An 18024-nucleotide genomic window follows, 5' to 3' on the forward strand; every position below is an offset into this window, starting at 1 on the left:
CGACGTTGCTGCACCGCATCGCGCCCGACGAAGGCGGGCCGGCGCGTTTTTGAGTATGATTTTCGCATTCATCAGACGGAGTTTTGCCATGTCCACACTCGACGCGACGGCGCCGTCCGCCGCAACCCAAGGCGACGCGCCGCTCGTCAGCCTGCCCTGGATCAAGCAACTGGTGTCGATGGACACGACGAGCCGCGTGCCGAACCTCGGCCTGATCGAAACGGTGCGCGACGCGCTCGCCGCGAAAGGCATCGCGTCGACGATCACGCACGATCCGCGCGAAGGCTGGGCGAACCTGTTCGCGACCGTGCCCGCGCACGACGGCTCGACGAACGGCGGCATCGTGCTGTCGGGGCATACCGACGTGGTACCGGTCGACGGCCAGCAATGGGACAGCAACCCGTTCGCGCCGGAAATCCGCGACGGCCGCCTGTACGGCCGCGGCACCTGCGACATGAAGGGCTTCATCGGCACCGCGCTCGCGCTGCTGCCCGAGATGCAGGCGACGAAGCTGGCGAAGCCGATCCATTTCGCGCTGTCCTACGACGAGGAAATCGGCTGCGCCGGCGCGCCGCTGATGATCGCCGACCTCGTCAAGCGCGGCGTGCAACCGTCAGGCTGCATCGTCGGCGAGCCGACGAGCATGCGGCCGATCATCGCGCACAAGGGCATCAACGCGTACCGCTGCTGCGTGCGCGGCCACGCGGCGCATTCGTCGCTGACGCCGAAGGGGCTCAACGCGATCGAATATGCGGCGCGCCTCATCTGCCATATCCGCGACATCGCGGACCGCTTCCGCGCCGAAGGCCCGTTCGATGAACTGTACGACGTGCCGTTCACGACCGCGCAGACGAGTACGATCCAGGGCGGCAACGCGATCAACACGGTGCCGGCCGAGTGCCGCTTCGACTTCGAGTTCCGCAACCTGCCGACGCTCGATCCCGAGCAGATCTTCACGCGCATCGAAGCGTATGCACAGGAAACGCTGCTGCCGCAGATGTTGCGCGAGCATCCGAATGCCGCGATCGAGTTCTCGAAGATCGCCGCGGCGCCTGGCCTCGACGCAACCGAACAGGCCGCAATCACGCAACTCGTGCGCGCGCTGACGGCGGACCAGGACAAACGCAAGGTCGCATACGGCACCGAAGCCGGCCTGTTCGCACGCGCGGGCATCCCGAGCGTCGTATGCGGGCCCGGCAACATCGAGCAGGCGCACAAGCCGAACGAATATGTCGAGCTCGCGCAGCTCGCCGGCTGCGAACAGTTCCTGCGCAAGTTCATCCGCAGCATGTCGGTCGACGCGCACTGACTGCCTCCCGCCACGCCGGCCCGCGTGTGCGGGCCGGCCCACTCCGCCACCCGCCACGTCATGTCGACTGAACAACACGGCACCGCCCATACGACGATCGACGGCGAGCCGATCCCGACGCTCGACGACATCGCCGCGCAGCATTTCGCGCTGTCGCCCTGGGTCGCGCGCACGCCCGTGTTCGAGCGCGCCGACCTGCCGTCCCTCGAGGGCACGCACGTCAACTTCAAGTTCGAGTTGCTGCAGGTGAGCGGCAGCTTCAAGGTGCGCGGCGCATTCACGCACCTGCTCGCGCTCGACGAGGCGCGCAAGAACGCCGGCGTCACCTGCGTGTCGGCCGGCAATCACGCGGCGGCCGTCGCGTATGCGGCGATGCGGCTCGGCAGCAGCGCGAAGGTCGTGATGTTCCATACCGCGAGCCCGACACGCATCGCGCAGTGCAAGCAGTACGGCGCGGAAGTCGTGCTCGCGGGCAGCGCATCGCAGGCGTTCGATCTCGTCCGGCGGATCGAGGCCGAGGAAGGCCGCTTCTTCATCCATCCGTTCAACGGCTATCACACGATCCTCGGCACCGCGACGCTCGGCTACGAATGGGCGACGCAGACCCCCGACCTCGACGCGGTGATCGTGCCGATCGGCGGCGGCGGGCTCGCGGCCGGCATGGCGACCGCGCTGCGGCTCGCGAATCCGCGCGTGCATGTATACGGCGTCGAGCCGGAAGGCGCCGACGCGATGAGCCGCAGCTTCGCGGCGAATCACACGATCAAGATGAGCGCGATGCAGACGATCGCCGATTCGCTGATGGCGCCGCATACAGAGGAATACAGCTACCAGCTGTGCCGGCGCCACGTCGACCGCATCGTCACCGTGTCCGACGACGCGCTGCGTGCCGCGATGCTGTTCCTGTTCTCGCAACTGAAACTGTCGGTCGAACCGGCGTGCGCGGCCGCCCTCGCCGCACTGCTCGGCCCGCTGCGCGAAACGCTGCAGGGCAAGCGCGTCGGCGTGCTGCTGTCGGGCACGAATACCGACCCCGGCACGCTCGGCATGCATCTCGCGCACGCGAAACTGCAGCACTGACCGCGCGACGGGCCTCAGCGAACCAACCTAGGGTTATCCCCAGATTATGTTGACAGCCCTGTTGATAACCCGCAGGACAAGCACGCAAGTAGTTGAGCGCGCAGCGTTTTGCGCGCGTGAAGGTCGATCGACGCGAAATGGGCAACTGCGGCCGCCAGCCGCACGCACCGCGACCTGGTGGCGCCGCGCGGCGCCCATGATCGGCGGCGTCGCGATCGCGCTGCTCGCCGGTTGCGCGGCACAGCCCTCGCCGGTCGTCGGCGCGGCGTCGGCCTGCACGCAGCCGGGCGAGAACCGCATGCTGCAGGCCGACCTGCTATTCGGGCGCGACATCGCCGGGCGCGGCCCCGTCACCGATGCGGAACGTGCGGCGTTCCTCGCCGACACAGTCACGCCGCGCTTCCCTGACGGCCTCACCTACTGGGACACCCACGGCCAGTGGCGCGAACGGGCAAGCGGCGGGATCACGCGCGAAGACAGCTTCGTGATCCGTATCGTCGCCGACGATACGCCCGACACGCGCGTGCGGCTCGCCGCGATCCGCAAGGCCTACATGAAGCGGTTTCATCAGGAATCGGTCGGCATGACGGTCGTGCCGGCCTGCGCATCGTTCTGATTCCGCCTCTTCCGCTATCGGTCCCGTAAATAAAACGGGCGCCTGAAGGCGCCCGTCGCATGCATGAACAGCAGTATCCCGCTTACTTGTTCTCGAACATGTCCATGATCTGCTGCTTCTCCTGCGGCGTGACGGGCGGCGGCGCAAGCCCTGCCGCACCGGCCGAGCCGAGTGCGTCGTTCGCGCTGATCGCGTTCTCGGCCGGGTTGATGTCGACGTTCGCGACGAAGCCGTTGCCCGGCGTGCGATCGGCGTAGTACAGCTCGCCGTCGAGCGAGGTCAGGCCGTCCGGCATCGGCATCTGCTGCTCGGGCACGCCGTTCAGCGCGGTGCGCATGTAGTTCACCCAGATCGGCAACGCGAGCTGTGCGCCGAATTCGCGGCTGCCGAGGCTCTTCGGCTGGTCGAAGCCCATCCACGCAACCGCGACGAGCGATTGCTGGTAGCCGGCGAACCAGCCGTCCTTCGCGTCGTTCGTCGTACCGGTCTTGCCCTGCAGGTCGCCGCGGCCCAGTGCGTTGGTGCCCGCGCCCGTGCCGGCCGTCGCGACCGAATGCAGCAGGCTGTTCATCACGTACGCGTTGCGGCCTTCGATCGTGCGCGGCGCCGTGCTGCCCGCGAGCGCCGGCTGCGACTTCTGCAGCGGCTGGCCGCGTGCGTCGTCGACCTCGGCGATCAGGTACGGATCGACCTTGTAGCCGCCGTTCGCGAACACCGCATAGCCGGTCGCGAGCTGCAGCGGCGTCACGAGGCCCGCGCCGAGCGCCATCGGCAGGTAAGGCGGCGTCTTCGCGGGATCGAAGCCGAAGCGCTGCGTCACGTACTGCTGCGCATACTGCGTGCCGATCGACGCGAGGATCCGGATCGACACGAGGTTCTTCGAACGCTGCAGGCCGGTGCGCATCGTCATCGGGCCGTCCGGCTGGTCGTCGTCCTTCGGCTCCCATGCGGTGCCGCCCGGCACGCTCGGCGGGAAATACAGCGGCGCGTCGTTGATCATCGTCGCCGGCCCCATGCCCTTGTCGAGCGACGCCGAGTAGATGAACGGCTTGAACGACGAGCCCGGCTGCCGCCATGCCTGCGTCACGTGGTTGAACTTGCTCTTGTTGAAGTCGAAGCCGCCGACGAGCGAGCGGATCGCGCCATCCTGCGGCGCAATCGCGACAAGCGCGCCTTCGACCTGCGGCAGCTGCACGACCTGCCAGCCCGTCTTGCCGTCCTTCAGCACGCGCACGACCGAGCCTGGCTTGATGCGCAGCGTATCGTTCGCGCGGGGCCCGAGCGCGCCCGCCACGAAGCGCAGCCCGGCCGGGCCGATCGTCGTGGTCGCGCCGCCGACGAACTGCACCTCGACCGCGTTCGGCGACGCCGACAGCACGACCGCCGACTGCAGGTCGCCGTTGTCCGGGTGATCGGCGAGCGCGTCGTCGATCGCCTCGTCACGGTCGTCGCCAGCCGCGGGCAGCTGGATCGACGCTTCCGGCCCGCGATAGCCGTGGCGGCGCTCGTAGTCGAGAATACCGCGACGCACGGCCTGGTACGCGGCTTCCTGGTCGGCCGAGTTGATCGTCGTCGTGACGGTCAGCCCGCGCGTATAGGTTTCGTCCTTGTACTGCTGGTACATCATCTGCCGCACCATCTCGGCGACGTACTCGCCGTGCACCGCGTACTGGTTGCCCGGCGTGCGCACGTGGATCTCTTCCTTCACGGCCTCGTCGTACTGCGGCTGCGTGATGTAGCCGACCTCGAGCATGCGCTTCAGGATGTATTCCTGGCGCACCTTCGCGCGCTTCGGATTGACGACCGGGTTATAGGCGGACGGCGCCTTCGGCAGCCCCGCGAGCATCGCCGCTTCCGCGAGCGTGATGTCCTTCAGGTCCTTGCCGAAGTACACGCGCGCGGCGGCCGCGAAGCCGTACGAGCGCTGGCCGAGATAGATCTGGTTCATGTACAGCTCGAGAATCTGGTCCTTCGTCAGGGCCCTCTCGATCTTGTACGCGAGCAGCATTTCGTAAATCTTGCGCGTGTAGGTCTTTTCGCTCGACAGGAAGAAGTTGCGCGCGACCTGCATCGTGATCGTGCTCGCGCCCTGGCGCGCGCCGCCGTGCATCAGGTCGGCGACGCCCGCTCGCAGGATGCCGAGGAAGTCGACGCCGCCGTGCTCGTAGAAGCGGTAGTCCTCGATCGCGAGCACGGCCTTCTTCATCACGTCGGGAATGTCCTGGAAGCGCACGAGGCTGCGGCGCTCTTCGCCGAACTCGCCGATCAAAACGTGATCGGCCGTGAACACGCGCAGCGGCACCTTCGGCTGGTAGTTGGTCAGCGCATCGAGCGACGGCAGTTGCGGTGCCATCACGACGAGCGCGTAGCCGACGATCAGCGCGCCGACGATCGCCAGCGTCACGAACAGGCCGGCGAACCACAGCACGACACGCGAGCCGAACGAGCGACGGCGCCCGCCGCCGCCGCTGCGCTGGGTGCGGCGGTCGTCGTCGCGATCGTCGTCATCGGGGTAATAGGCTCCGGACGGTGAACGGCGCAGCGTGTAGTGGGGTTCGTTCCTGTCGGAAGAAGAAGGCGGTCGTTTGATAATTGGCATGTCGGAATGGCGGGCGTACGTGGCACCCTCGGACGCATGCGGAAATGCAAGCGAATGAATCAGAGCGGGTAAGGCGTGATGCGGCTGTCACGTCGACAGACCCCGCCGCGCGGCGATCCGTTCCCGCGACGTGACAGCGCATTTTAATGAAATCGACCGGGTGCCTTCGCGATTTTTTGTAAAAATTCCCTCAATGCCGTGATTTGAGGAACGTATTGTCGGCATCCTCTGCCTATCATGGACACGCAACATGGCGCGCACAGCCGATTTTCTTTCAATCGCGAAAGGTTCGACATCCTGATGCGCAAGCCGCTTGAACTCGCGCGTTTAAGCCGTATTTAAGTGAACCGGTGGTGTAATATCCGCCGGCTCATGCGGGTCGGAACCGGCTCGCTACGGGCACTGCCGCGGTCACGTGGCACCTTTCAACCACGGAGGATTTCATGTCGCTTTTCGACTCTGTTTCGCGCACGATCAAAGGCCTGCTGAACGATGCGGCCGATTCGGTACAGGATCCGTCGCGCGACGCACGGCAGATCGTGCGGGAGCTCGACGACAGCATCGGCCGTGCCGAGAATTCGCTGATCGAGATCGAGGCACAGGTCGCGACCCAGCGCAGCAAGCGCGATGCGGCCGACGACAAGGTGAAGAAGTACGAGGACGGCGCGAAGCGCGCGCTGCAGGCCGGCGACGAGGCACTCGCACGCGAGGCGCTCGGCGCACAGTCGAACGCGGAAGCCGAGCGTGACGCGCTCGCGGCCGAGTTGTCGACGCTCGAGCCGTCCGTCGACAAGCTGAAGGGGCAGATCGCCGACATGCGTCAGCGCCGCAACGACCTGAATGCACGCTCGAACATCCTGCAGGCCAAGCAGGAAATCGCGCAGGCGAAGGACGTCGCGGCAAGCGCGTTGGGCGGCATCGGCGGCAAGAACCTGTCCGAGGACTTCCAGAAGCTCGAGGACAAGGTCGCGCTGCAGAACGCACGCTCGGACGCACGCCTCAATTCCGCCGACACGTCGAGCGGCAAGGCGCTCGAGGACAAGCTCGCCGCGCTGAACAAGGGCCCGTCGGTCGAGGATCGCCTCGCCGCGCTGAAGAAGCAGCTCGACACGCCCGCGCAGTAACGGCAACTGCGGGCAACCGCGCCGCCGCCCGTCCCGGGCGCGCGGCGCGAACCGATCGTCAGGAGACGGGCGCCTGCGCCCGGTTCGACCATGAAGAAATCTCTCGCCGCACTCGGCCTCTCGCTGATGTTGCTGTCGTCCGCCGCGTTTGCGGTCCCGTCGCTGCAGCAGGTCGAGCAATCGATCGCGCAACGCAACTGGCAGCAAGCCGACACGCAACTGTCGCAAGTCATCGATGCCCATCCGAACAACGCGCACGCGCGCTACCTGTATGCGCAGGTGCTGGACCGCGAGGGCCGCGCATCCGACGCACTCGCGCAACTGCAGCGCGCGAAGTCGCTCGATCCGCAACTGAAGTTCACCGACGCGTCGCACTTCGCGCAGACGGAGTCGCGCATCCGCGCCGACGCCGCGCGCGTGAGCGGCAACGCGCCGTCGGCCACGCAGGCCGGCACGCTGCAATCGTCGCTCGCACCCGCCGTCGCGCCGGCCGAAAAACACGGCCCGTCGACCGGCATGTGGATCGTCCTCGGGCTGATCGTCGCGGTGATCGCGCTGGTGCTGCGCTGGACGCTGCGGCGTGCGCGCACGGCCGACGACGGCCGCGCCGACGACGAACGCCGCACGCAGCTCAAGCGCGCGACCGACGTGCTGAACGACATCCGTCCGCTGAAACTCGACGCGAAGCTGTCGACGGCGCCCGGCGCCGCGGCGCTCATCGGTGAAATCGAAGCGATCGAGACCGACGCGCGCACGCTCGTCGAAGCGTTGTCGAACGGCAAGAATCCGGTACCGCCGTATCGCGTCGATGAACTCGAACAGCGCCATGCGAGCGTGAAGGCACGCGTCGAAGGCCGTCCCGACCCGGCCGCGCAACCCGCGGCACCGGCGAACGGCAGCGGCTCCGTGTATGCGCAGGAAGCCGATCGCATGACGGGCGCACCGGGCCAGCCGTATCCGCCGCAACCCTACCCGCAACAGCAACCGCCCGTCGTGATCCAGCAAGGCGGCGGCGGTTTCGGCGGCGGCATGGGCGGGCTGCTGACCGGCGTATTGCTCGGCGAGGCGATGTCGGGCGGCCGCGAGCGCGTGGTCGAACGCGACGTGATCGTCGACGGCGAGCGCCGCCGGCAGGAGAACGACCCGGGTTTCGACCTCGGCCGCGGCGATGCGTCGAACTGGAGCGACGGCAACGGCGGCGGTGGCGGCATGGATCTCGGCAGCAACGACGACGGCTGGACCGACGACAACTCCTGACGCCACGCAGCGCGTCAACACACCTGCGGCACACCCGCGACGCGCTGCGACGCACGCCACGCTCCCCTGGATGGCCGGCCGCGCCGACGCGCGGATTTGTCAATCATTTCAAGATGGGCTACCGGCAATGGGGAGCGTTCGCTATCATGCGGCCATCGGCGTGCCACCGACCCTCATTCGACGCTCTGCATCCCTGCGCGTCGCGGCACGCCTCCCCTCGCCCCCACCAGGAGAAAGCCGCTCATGAGCATCATCAAGGAATTCAAGGAGTTCGCCGTCAAGGGCAACGTCATGGATCTCGCCGTCGGCGTGATCATCGGCGGCGCGTTCTCGAAGATCGTCGACTCGGTCGTGAAAGACCTCATCATGCCGGTCATCGGCGTGCTGACGGGCGGTCTGGATTTCTCGAACAAGTTCGTTCTGCTCGGCACCATCCCCCCGACGTTCAAGGGTAATCCCGATTCGTTCAAGGACCTGCAGGCCGCGGGTGTCGCCGCGTTCGGCTATGGCTCGTTCATCACCGTGGCGATCAATTTCGTCATCCTGGCGTTCATCATTTTCCTGATGGTGAAATTCATCAACAAGCTGCGCAAGCCGGAAGACGCCGCGCCGGCCGCGACGCCGGAAGACACGGTGCTGCTGCGCGAGATCCGCGATTCGCTGAAGCAGCGCTGATCGCCGAGCGCCCCGCCTTCCAGGCCCGCCCCGTGCGGGCCTTTTTATTGCGCGCGCGATGCGCCGCCGGATGCGGTCCATCTCACTTTTTTGTGACGGGCGAATGCACGCGCGGGAAAAGCAGGTCTATGATGGAGACTAAACGACAGTACGGGCGCCAAGACGCTGGCTGTGTCGATCATGGCGAGCAGGTCGACGGGAGACATTGATCGTCGTACTGCACGAAGGCAGCATTTTCGTGTGCTATAAAGGATCGACATGCGGCGTACATAGCCGGGAGTGGGTCGCATGAAAGTGCCGCATTTCTTGCAATTGTTTTTGAGGCGAGTGTTTATGTCCTTCCCGAAAAAACGTCGGCGTGCCCAGCAGGATGGCCAGGAGTCATTCCTCGCGGTATTGCGCCACTCGAAACCGTTTGCCCAGCTCGACACCAAGATTGCCCGCGCCCGTGCGCAGGACGAACCCGTCCTGTACGCGCATGTGCTGCCCGGTCTCGACGTGCTCCTGTGCAGCGTGCGCGGCGCCCAGCCGCCCTATCCGGCCATCGCCGAGCTGCGCAAGCGCTGCATCGAATCGATCGCCAACGCGCTCGAGCAGCCGCTCGATGGCCTCGAGAACGGCGGGTACTGGTACGAAGCGAACGGCTTCGGCTTCCTCGTGTTCGCCAGCCGTGCACGTGCGCGCATCCTGCCCGAGTTTGGTGCAGGCACGAAAGCGAGCCTGCGCGGCGGGCTCGGCCGCCAGAACGCCGGCGACACGACACCCCGCTCTCTCGGCTGATCCGCCTGCCATTCGATGGGCCGCCTCCGGGCGGCCCATCTGCCATTCACGCGCCCCGCGTGCCCGTCACGACGCCTGCTGACGCCCGTTGCCGGGCCGCACGATGTCGATGAACGCGGCGAAATCGGCGCCGGCGAGCCCTTGCGCGGCGCCCAAGCGCAGCACCTGCTGCACGGTAGCCGATACAGGCATCACCGCGCCCGTGTCGCGCGCCGCGTCGGCGATCGCATCGACGTCCTTCTGAAACGTGCTGAGCGCACCGATCGGTGCGTGACCACCCGACGTCATGCGCGGCACGAACGTCTGCAGCAGCACCGAATCGGCCCAGCCGCCGGCCAGTGCTTCGGCCAGGCGGGCGGCATCGATGCCGCTCGCCTGCGCGAGACCGACGGCCTCGGCAATCGCGGTCACCGTCGCGGTGACGATCGCCTGGTTGCACAGCTTCGCCGTCTGCCCCGCGCCCGCGTCGCCCATGTGCGTGATGCGCGACGCGTACGTGTCGATCAGCGGCCGCACCGTGTCGAGATCGGCCGCGTGGCCGCCGGCCATCACCGCGAGCGTGCCGGCCTGCGCGCCGGGCACGCCGCCCGATACCGGCGCATCGATCCAGCCGACGCCGAGTGCGGCCGCGCGCGCCGCGTAATCACGCGTCGCGGCAGGCGGGATGCTCGAATGATCGACGATGCGTTGCAGGCGACGCCCAGCGGCGTCGCCGGACAACAGCCCGTGCTCGCCGAACACCACGTCGCCCACCGCGCGGCCGTCGAGCACGCACACGAATACCGTATCGACGCGCTCCGCCAGTTCGCGCGGCGTGCCGGCCACTTGCGCGCCGTCCTTCACGAGCGCCTCGGCCTTGTCGCGCGAGCGATTCCACACGCTGACCCGATGCCCGGCCGCCAGCAAATGCCGAATCATCGGCGCGCCCATCAATCCCGGTCCGCAAAATCCGACTTCCACGATGTTCCTCGTCTCCGATATGGGTTGAACTTGCCGCCCATCATACCTATCACTCAAGAAGCCGGGCACGCGCGGCGCCGCTTCGGGACCACGGCTTGCACCGGCAATCCAAACCGATATCCCAGGGAGCGCATCATGAGCGACCACGTGTACAAGATGATCGAGCTGACCGGTTCGTCGCGGCAGTCGAGCGACGACGCCATCCGCAACGCGATCTCGAAAGCCGGCAAGACGCTGCACAACCTGCACTGGTTCCAGGTGACCGAAACGCGCGGCCACATCGAAGGCGACCAGGTCGTTCACTGGCAGGTGACGCTGAAGGTCGGCATGCGCATCGACGACTGACGCGCCCGTCGCATCCCACGCCGCGCCGCGATCCGGATCCGCTCAATGCGTGTCCGCGCGGCGCCACGCGCTTCTCATCGCCCCCGTTCGAGCCCCTTGTCACGGCCCGGCCGGCGGACGCCTGCGGGTATCCATCTCTTGACGCTGGCCGCGCTTCATATTAAAAACGATATACCCCACCTACCCCTCGATCAGCCCAGCCATATAAACCGGAGATATCATGAGTCAGCAACGCGAGGCGATCGACACGTACCTCTTGCGCGTCTTGCACACCTTGTTGATGGAGCGCAGCGTCACGCGCGCGGCCGTCAAACTGAACCAGTCGCAACCGGCGATCAGTGCCGCGCTGCGACGCCTGCGCGACATCACCGGCGATCCGCTGCTGGTGCGCGGCAAATCCGGCATGGTGCCGACCGAATACGGGCTGCGCCTGCTCGAGCCCGTGCAGAACGCACTGCGTGAAATCGAGCGGATCAAGTTCCAGCAGCACAACTTCGACCCGGCCACGTCGATCCGCTGCTACCGGATCGGCTGCCCCGACTACCTGAACGTGCTGTTCGTGCCGACCGTCGTCGAGCGCTTCCGCCAGGCCGCGCCGAATGCGACGCTCGAGTTTCATTCGCTCGGCCCCGCGTTCGACTACGAGCTCGCGCTGGAAGACGGCAAGCTCGACATCGTCGTCGGCAACTGGCCCGAACCGCCCGAGCAGCTGCACCTGTCAAACCTGTTCGTCGACGAAATCGTCTGCCTGATGAGCAACACGCACCCGTTCGCAAAACGCGGCGGGCTCACGCTCGACCAGTACCTGAACGCGCCGCATCTCGCGCCGACGCCGTACTCGGTCGGCCAGCGCGGCGCGATCGACGTGCATCTCGCGCGCGAACGGCTCAAGCGTCACGTGGTCGTCACGCTGCCGTATTTCAACCTTGCGCCGTACGTGCTCGTGAAGTCCGACCTGATCTTCACGACGACGCGCCTGTTCGCCGATCACTACGCGAAGTTCCTGCCGCTGTCGGTCGTGCCGGCGCCGCTCGACTTCCCGCCGATGCAGTACTACCAGCTGTGGCACGAGCGCTGCCACTACTCCGACGAAGTGCGCTGGCTGCGCAGCCTCGTCGCCGAAGCCACCCGCACGCTGATCGAGCCGTAAGCGCGCACGACGCGCGCGCCGGCCACGCCGTTGCGGGGTGGCTGGCGTGGCCTCGTGTGGCCCGGTGTGACGTATCCCGGCCGCAGCCTCGGCCGCCGCGCACCCGCGGTGCGGCGCGCGGCGCATTCTCCACCCCGACGCGTCAGCGCGACGCCTCCACGAGTGACTGCGCGAGCGCGTTATGACGCGCGATGACAGGCGGCAGATCGAGCGTGGCCAGCCGCCCTTCCCGCACCACCACCTTCCCGTTCACCACCGTGTACGCCGTCTGCGACGGCGCGCAGAACACGAGCGCCGCGACCGGATCGTGCAGCGCACCCGCGAACAGCGGCTGGCGCAGGTCGAACGCGGCGAAGTCGGCGGCCATGCCGGGCTTCAGCGCGCCGATATCGTCGCGGTTCAGCACCTTCGCGCCGCCGAGCGTCGCGATCTCGAGCGCTTCGCGCGCGGTCATCGCATCGGGCCCGAAACCGACCCGTTGCAGCAGCAGCGCCTGCCGCACTTCCGCGACCATCTGCGCGCCGTCGTTCGATGCCGAGCCGTCGACGCCCAGGCCGACCGGCACGCCCGCGAGACGCATCTTCTTCACCGGCGCGATGCCCGACGCGAGCCGCATGTTCGAGCACGGACAGTGCGCAACGCCCGTGCCGGTGCGCGCGAACAGGCCGATGCCCGCATCGTCGAGCTGCACGCAGTGCGCATGCCACACGTCGTGGCCGACCCAGCCGAGATCTTCCGCATATTCGGCGGGCGTCATCCCGAACTTCTCGCGGCTGTACGCGATGTCGTTGACGTTCTCCGCGAGGTGCGTGTGCAGCGACACGCCGTATTCGCGCGCGAGCACGGCCGCGTCGCGCATCAGCTCGCGGCTCACCGAGAACGGCGAGCATGGCGCGACGACCACGCGCAGCATCGCGTAACGGCCTTCGTCGTGATAGGTCTCGATCAGGCGCTGCGTGTCGCGCAGGATCTCGGGCTCGCGCTCGACGACCGAGTCGGGCGGCAGCCCGCCATCGCGCTGGCCGACGCTCATCGAGCCGCGGCTCGCGTGAAAGCGCATGCCGATCCGCTGCGCGGCGCCGATGCTGTCGTCGAGGCGGCTGCCGTTCGGGTAGATGTACAGGTGGTCGCTCGACGTCGTGCAGCCCGACTGCAGCAGTTCGGCCATCGCTGTGAGCGTCGACACCTCGATCATCTCGGGCGTCAGGTGCGCCCAGATCCGGTACAGGTTCGTGAGCCAGCCGAACAGTTCGGCGTTCTGCGCCGCGGGCACCGCGCGCGTGAGGCTCTGGTACATGTGATGGTGCGTGTTCACGAGCCCCGGGATCACGAGATGGCCGCGCAGGTCGAGCACTTCGTCGGCCGTGTCGGGCAGCTCGGCGGTCGGGCCGACCGCGACGATCCGGTTGTCTTCGATGTAGAGCCCCGCGTCGCGCAATTCGCGGCGCGTGTCGTCCATGGTCACGAGCACGTCGGCGTGCTTGACCAGCAGGGTTTTCGGGCGGGATGAGGAAGGGTTCGGCGCGCGTGCGCCAGCGTGCTGCTCGGGGTTCATGCGTTCTCCGCGTCGGTCTGCCCCCAGGGTCTGAATCCTGGAGGCGGTCACACAGCCGTTCGAACGCTGAATCGCGGCACGCTCCGGTGCCTGCGTCCGTTCGAACGCCCTGGCCCGGTTACCCGGCGTGCTCGCCGTCTTCGGGGTACGCGCGGGCCACAGGCCGACGCGCACGGCGGGAGGATCGCCCAAGCGCGCGCCGCACACAATGCGCGATCCGGAATACCGCGTTTCACGGTTTCGATATGGTACGCCGCGCGCAGGCCCGCGAGGCACCCGAAACGTACGCTCAAAGCCGTATCCGGCGGGCCGTCGACAGCCGCTCATGCGCGGCGCATTATCTTTGATATCGCGCCCGTATTTGCGCGGGGAACCTTTTTACAATGCCTGCACGGCGCTCGCTTCAATCTCGCCGACGGGTATGTAGCCACGTGACGTGGAGCCTCGATCCGCCGCACAGTCAATGGATCGAGTCGCCGCCGAACCTCGCATTCACACAAGGACAATTGCGAATGGGAAAGCTCACTACCCACGTACTCGATACGGCGCACGGTCGTCCCGGCGCCGCAATCAAGGTCGACCTCTACGCGCTGGACGGCGAATCGCGCCGCGCGATCAAGACCGTGCTGACCAATAGCGACGGCCGCTGCGACGAACCCCTGCTCGAAGGCGCCGCGCTCGCCGCCGGCGAATACGAACTCGTGTTCCATGCCGGCGACTACTTCGCGTCGATCGGCGTGAAGGTGCCCGAACCCCGTTTCGTCGACCGCGTCGTACTCCGCTTCGGCATCGCCGACACCGCCTCGCACTACCACGTGCCGCTGCTGGTGTCGCCGTGGTCGTACAGCACCTATCGCGGCAGCTGACATTCGAATCAGCGCCCACATCAAACAAACGATTTGAGTCTGGAGGAGTTTCATGGAAGGCTTCATCACCGACTGGCTGAACCTCGCGCTGCGATGGCTGCACGTCATCGTCGCCATTGCGTGGATCGGCGAGTCGTTCTATTTCGTCGCGCTCGACAACAGCCTGAAACCGCCGACCGATCCGAACCAGCGCAAGCGCGGTGTGTTCGGCGAGCTGTGGCACGTCCACGGCGGCGGTTTCTACAACATGCAGAAGTACACGGTCGCCCCGCCGGAAATGCCGGATGACCTGCACTGGTCGAAGTGGCCGTCGTACACGACCTGGCTGTCGGGCTTCTCGCTGTTCTTCGTGCTCTACCTGCTCGCGCCGAACACCTACCTGATCGACAAGAGCGTGCTCGACATGGGCCCGGTGGTCGCCGTCGCTTCGGCACTCGGCTTCCTCGCGGCCGGCTGGATCGTCTACGACTCGCTGTGCCGCGTCCTCGGCACCAACGATCGCGTGCTCGGCATCTGCGTCGGCATCTACGTCGTCGTCGCGGCGTACCTCGCCTGCCATATTTTCTCGGGCCGTGCCGCCTACCTGATCGTCGGCGCGATGCTCGCGACGATCATGTCCGCGAACGTGTTCTTCGTGATCATCCCCGGCCAGCGCAAGATGGTCGACAAGATGCTCAAGGGCGAAGAACCGAACCCGATCTACGGCAAGCGCGGCAAGCAGCGCTCGGTGCACAACACGTACTTCACGCTGCCGGTCGTGTTCGCGATGCTGTCGAACCACTATGCGATGACCTACACGAACAAGTTCAACTGGGTCGTGCTCGTGATGATCATGCTGGCCGGCGCGCTGATCCGCCAGTTCTTCGTGATGCGTCACCGCGGCAAGCAGCTGTGGTACCTGCCGATCGGTGGCGTCGCACTGCTGTCGGGCGCGCTGGTGTGGACGATGCCGAAGCCGGTCGCGCCGGAAGCGCAAGCGGCCAACGCACCGAAGATCGTGATCAACGACATCATGCCGGTCCTGCAGCAACGCTGCGTCGAGTGCCACTCGTCGAAGCCGACGCTGATGGGCAGCGCCCCCGCGGGCGTGATGTTCGACACGCCGGACGAAGTGTCGAAGAACGCGCAGCGTATCTACGAACAGGCCGTGCGCCTGAAGGCGATGCCGATCGGCAACGTCACGCACATGACCGACGACGAGCGGATGAAGCTCGCCGCCTGGTTCGAGGGTGGCGCGAACAAGTAAGCCGCCGTGCGCCGGGTGCGAATGCCTGGCGCAATCCTCTCCGTTCGCGGGCCCGGTGACGGGCCCGTTTTTTTTGCGTGCCCCGAATGCCCTTCGCGCGTCAGCCGCGCATCGCGTCGCGCTGGAGCGCGACGAGCGCATCGAGTGCGCGCGGGCCGTCGTCGAACGGCACGAAGATGTGATCGTGGTACGCGGCCGCCATCACATTGCAGCTGATGCCGGCCGCGCCGAGTGCCCGCGCGAACGCCGCCGTGAGGCCGACGGCCGCCAGGTCGGAATGCACGGTCAGCGTGATCCAGGCGGCACGGAACAACACGGGCCAGCCGCGACGTGCTGCCGTCTGCTCGTCGACGACGACCGTCAATCCCTCCGCTTCGCGGAACGTCGCGATTGCTTCGGATAACGATACGTCTGCATCGATCGGCAGCGAGACGAAGGCGAACGCGCCCGGGTGCAGTTCGGGCTGCATCGTGCTCAGCAGGATCGCGAGGTCGTTTTCAGGTTGGCTCATCGGAAGAACACGCCCGGAACCGGGCATCGTGCGGTGGAGATGCGGGCACGATAGCATGCGCCGGCGCCGCCGCTACGCACGCATCGTCGCGACTTCGTCCGCGAGCCAGTCGCGCAATGCGACGATGCGCGGATCGTCCTGCGTGCGCTCCGGATACACGACGTGATACGCAAGGCCCGGTGCCACCTCGACGTTCACGTCGAACAGCTGCACGACGCGCCCTTCCGCGAGATCGCGCGCGATCATGTGCGGCTCCGCAAGACCGACCGCCGTGCCGTCCGTCACGGCCTGCACGACGTGGCTCGAATCCGGAAACGACACACACCGGCTGTCGTCGAAACCGTCGACGCCGGCCGCGGTCATCCACGCCGACCACCGCGGCCACGTGACGCCATCGACTTCGCAGTCAACGTGGCAGAGCGTGTGGCGCAGCAGATCGCGCGGCTTGCGCAACGGCGGCCCGGCCGACAGCAAGGCCGGGCTGCAGACCGCGACGACCGACGTATCGAACAGGCGCCGAGCGCACGTGTCGCGATAGCGCCCGGTGCCGAAGCGGATCGCGACATCGACGTCGTCGTCGTCGAAATCGCGCAACCGGTCGGTGATGTCGAATGTCAGCTCTAACGCCGGATGCGCGGCCCTGAAACGCGGCAGGCGCGGCAGCAGCCAGTGCGTCGCAAAACGCGCGCCGAGCGACACGCGCAACTCCGTCTGCTCCCGCGCGATGCGCCGGGCCCGAGCCGTCGCGCGCTGCAGGCCCGCCAGCGCATCGGCGGCCGCGGCAGCCAGCACGACACCGGCCGGCGTCAGCCGGATGCTGCGGCTCGTGCGCACGAACAGGTCCATGGCGAGTTGCGCCTCGATCTCCTTGATCTGGTGACTGACGGCCGCCGGCGTCAGCCCGACCTCGTCGGCCGCCCGCGAGAAATTCAGGTGCCGCGCCGCCGCATCGAACGTCCTCAGCGCGCGCGTACCGGGCCACATGCGTTCCATCGATCTTCAAACCGGATTTGATGACCGTTCCAAAACTACTCGTTTTTCAAGACGTCATCAATCCGCAAACAATAGGTTTTCTTGAAGGTACTGCGAGCCGCCCCGCGCTCGCGACCGAACCCGGAGATCCGCCGATGACCGTTACCCCGTTCCCTTCCGTCGTCCAGCTCAACGGCGTAGCCGCCACCGCGGACGCACTCGCCGCGCTCGCGTTCGCGGGCCATGCGCATTTCACCGCGATGCAGGTGCGCGACGGCCGCGTGCGCGGCCTCGACCTGCATCTCACGCGGCTACGCGATGCGTCGAACGCGCTGTTCGGCCAGGCGCTGCCCGACGACCGGATTCGCGCGCTCCTGCGCACCGCGCTCGATCGCGCGCCGTCGGCGCTGTCGCTGACGGCGACCGTGCATGCGACCACGGGTGAATTCGTCGCGCCGCGCGACGACGAAGCGCTCGACGTGCTGGTCCGCACCGCGGCGCCGTCATCGGGGCCGGTCGGCCCGCTCGATCTCGCGCTGTTCGAACACGAGCGCGTGCTGCCCGACATCAAGCACGTCGGCGAAGTCGCAAAGACGCACTTCTTGCGCCGCGCGATCGCGCAGGGTTTCGACGATGCGGCATTCGTCGATCGCCACGGGCGCATCAGCGAAGGCTCGATCTGGAATCTGGCGTTCTGGATCGGCGACGCGGTCGTGTGGCCGGTGGCGGGCATGCTCGGCGGCGTCACGATGCGCATCGCGCGCCGGCAACTGGCGCGCCTGGGCGTCGCGCAGCACGATCGCGAACTGACGCCGGCCGACCTGCCGTCGATGGCCGGCGCCGTCGTGATGAATTCGTGGACGCCGGGAATCGCCGTGCGCCGGTTCGGCACGGCCTCGCTGCCGGACTCGTCGTCATTCGTGGCCCTGCTGCATCGCGCGCATGAACAGGAGGTGCCCGTCGCGCCGTGACGCGCGGG

Annotated in this window: 17 protein-coding genes; 12 read left to right on the top strand and 5 right to left on the bottom strand. The window is 67.1% G+C overall.

Features of this window, described 5'->3' with window-relative positions:
* Positions 1-88 precede the first annotated feature (88 nt).
* The 3 genes from argE (at position 89) to HAV18_RS22140 (ending at position 3005) form a co-directional block, all read left to right on the top strand.
* Positions 89-1309: an acetylornithine deacetylase gene (gene argE / locus HAV18_RS22130; protein WP_166959869.1), complete on the top strand. Its 1221-nt coding sequence runs from the start codon at positions 89-91 to the stop codon at positions 1307-1309.
* 60 nt (positions 1310-1369) lie between these two features.
* Positions 1370-2389: a threonine/serine dehydratase gene (locus tag HAV18_RS22135; protein ID WP_166959872.1), complete on the top strand. Its 1020-nt coding sequence runs from the start codon at positions 1370-1372 to the stop codon at positions 2387-2389.
* A 196-nt stretch (positions 2390-2585) separates the two neighbouring features.
* A complete protein-coding gene (locus HAV18_RS22140) occupies positions 2586-3005 on the top strand; it encodes a DUF3574 domain-containing protein (protein WP_243771757.1) in 420 nt (139 codons plus the stop codon).
* Between the two features lie 82 nt (positions 3006-3087).
* On the opposite strand, the gene HAV18_RS22145 is transcribed toward HAV18_RS22140, so the two are convergent.
* A complete protein-coding gene (locus tag HAV18_RS22145; protein ID WP_166959878.1) occupies positions 3088-5604 on the bottom strand; it encodes a penicillin-binding protein 1A in 2517 nt (838 codons plus the stop codon).
* 443 nt (positions 5605-6047) lie between these two features.
* Here HAV18_RS22145 and HAV18_RS22150 point away from each other — a divergent pair, with 443 nt between their 5' ends.
* From HAV18_RS22150 to HAV18_RS22165, 4 genes are all read left to right on the top strand, one after another.
* A complete protein-coding gene (locus tag HAV18_RS22150; RefSeq protein ID WP_059687356.1) occupies positions 6048-6728 on the top strand; it encodes a PspA/IM30 family protein in 681 nt (226 codons plus the stop codon).
* A 90-nt stretch (positions 6729-6818) separates the two neighbouring features.
* Complete coding sequence (locus tag HAV18_RS22155; protein WP_166959881.1) at positions 6819-7985, top strand: tetratricopeptide repeat protein; 1167 nt, start codon at positions 6819-6821, stop codon at positions 7983-7985.
* A gap of 243 nt (positions 7986-8228) precedes the next feature.
* Complete coding sequence (mscL, locus tag HAV18_RS22160) at positions 8229-8660, top strand: large conductance mechanosensitive channel protein MscL (RefSeq protein ID WP_039342842.1); 432 nt, start codon at positions 8229-8231, stop codon at positions 8658-8660.
* 333 nt (positions 8661-8993) lie between these two features.
* Positions 8994-9440, top strand: coding sequence for a hypothetical protein (locus HAV18_RS22165; RefSeq protein WP_027784713.1), 447 nt, complete (start codon positions 8994-8996; stop codon positions 9438-9440).
* 66 nt (positions 9441-9506) lie between these two features.
* Here the strand turns inward: HAV18_RS22165 and HAV18_RS22170 are convergent, their stop codons facing one another.
* Entirely contained in the window at positions 9507-10400 is an 894-nt protein-coding gene (locus HAV18_RS22170; protein ID WP_166959884.1) for an NAD(P)-dependent oxidoreductase, read from the bottom strand.
* 135 nt (positions 10401-10535) lie between these two features.
* Between HAV18_RS22170 and HAV18_RS22175 the strand changes: the two genes are divergently transcribed.
* Both HAV18_RS22175 and HAV18_RS22180 read left to right on the top strand, forming a co-directional pair.
* Positions 10536-10745 carry a dodecin gene (locus HAV18_RS22175; protein ID WP_006493215.1) on the top strand — a complete coding sequence of 70 codons (210 nt, stop codon included), beginning with the start codon at positions 10536-10538 and terminating at the stop codon, positions 10743-10745.
* Positions 10746-10965: 220 nt separating this feature from the next.
* Positions 10966-11895, top strand: a complete 930-nt coding sequence (locus HAV18_RS22180; protein WP_006490213.1) for a LysR substrate-binding domain-containing protein — start codon at positions 10966-10968, stop codon at positions 11893-11895.
* Between the two features lie 142 nt (positions 11896-12037).
* Here the strand turns inward: HAV18_RS22180 and HAV18_RS22185 are convergent, their stop codons facing one another.
* Entirely contained in the window at positions 12038-13450 is a 1413-nt protein-coding gene (locus HAV18_RS22185; RefSeq protein WP_166959887.1) for an 8-oxoguanine deaminase, read from the bottom strand.
* 512 nt (positions 13451-13962) lie between these two features.
* Here HAV18_RS22185 and uraH point away from each other — a divergent pair.
* A complete protein-coding gene (gene uraH / locus HAV18_RS22190; RefSeq protein ID WP_166959890.1) occupies positions 13963-14316 on the top strand; it encodes a hydroxyisourate hydrolase in 354 nt (117 codons plus the stop codon).
* Between the two features lie 52 nt (positions 14317-14368).
* Positions 14369-15562, top strand: a complete 1194-nt coding sequence (locus HAV18_RS22195) for a urate hydroxylase PuuD (protein WP_166959893.1) — start codon at positions 14369-14371, stop codon at positions 15560-15562.
* A 100-nt stretch (positions 15563-15662) separates the two neighbouring features.
* On the opposite strand, the gene HAV18_RS22200 is transcribed toward HAV18_RS22195, so the two are convergent.
* On the bottom strand, positions 15663-16073 hold the full coding sequence (locus HAV18_RS22200) for an ACT domain-containing protein (protein WP_166959896.1): 411 nt from the start codon (positions 16071-16073) through the stop codon (positions 15663-15665).
* A 72-nt stretch (positions 16074-16145) separates the two neighbouring features.
* Positions 16146-17066, bottom strand: a complete 921-nt coding sequence (locus tag HAV18_RS22205; RefSeq protein WP_166959898.1) for a LysR substrate-binding domain-containing protein — start codon at positions 17064-17066, stop codon at positions 16146-16148.
* Positions 17067-17200: 134 nt separating this feature from the next.
* On the opposite strand from HAV18_RS22205, the gene HAV18_RS22210 reads away from it, so the two are divergent.
* Entirely contained in the window at positions 17201-18016 is an 816-nt protein-coding gene (locus tag HAV18_RS22210) for an aminotransferase class IV family protein (protein WP_166959901.1), read from the top strand.
* Positions 18017-18024: the final 8 nt, after the last annotated feature.

This window comes from Burkholderia sp. D-99 (genome assembly GCF_011605345.1).
Taxonomy (GTDB): Bacteria; Pseudomonadota; Gammaproteobacteria; order Burkholderiales; family Burkholderiaceae; genus Burkholderia.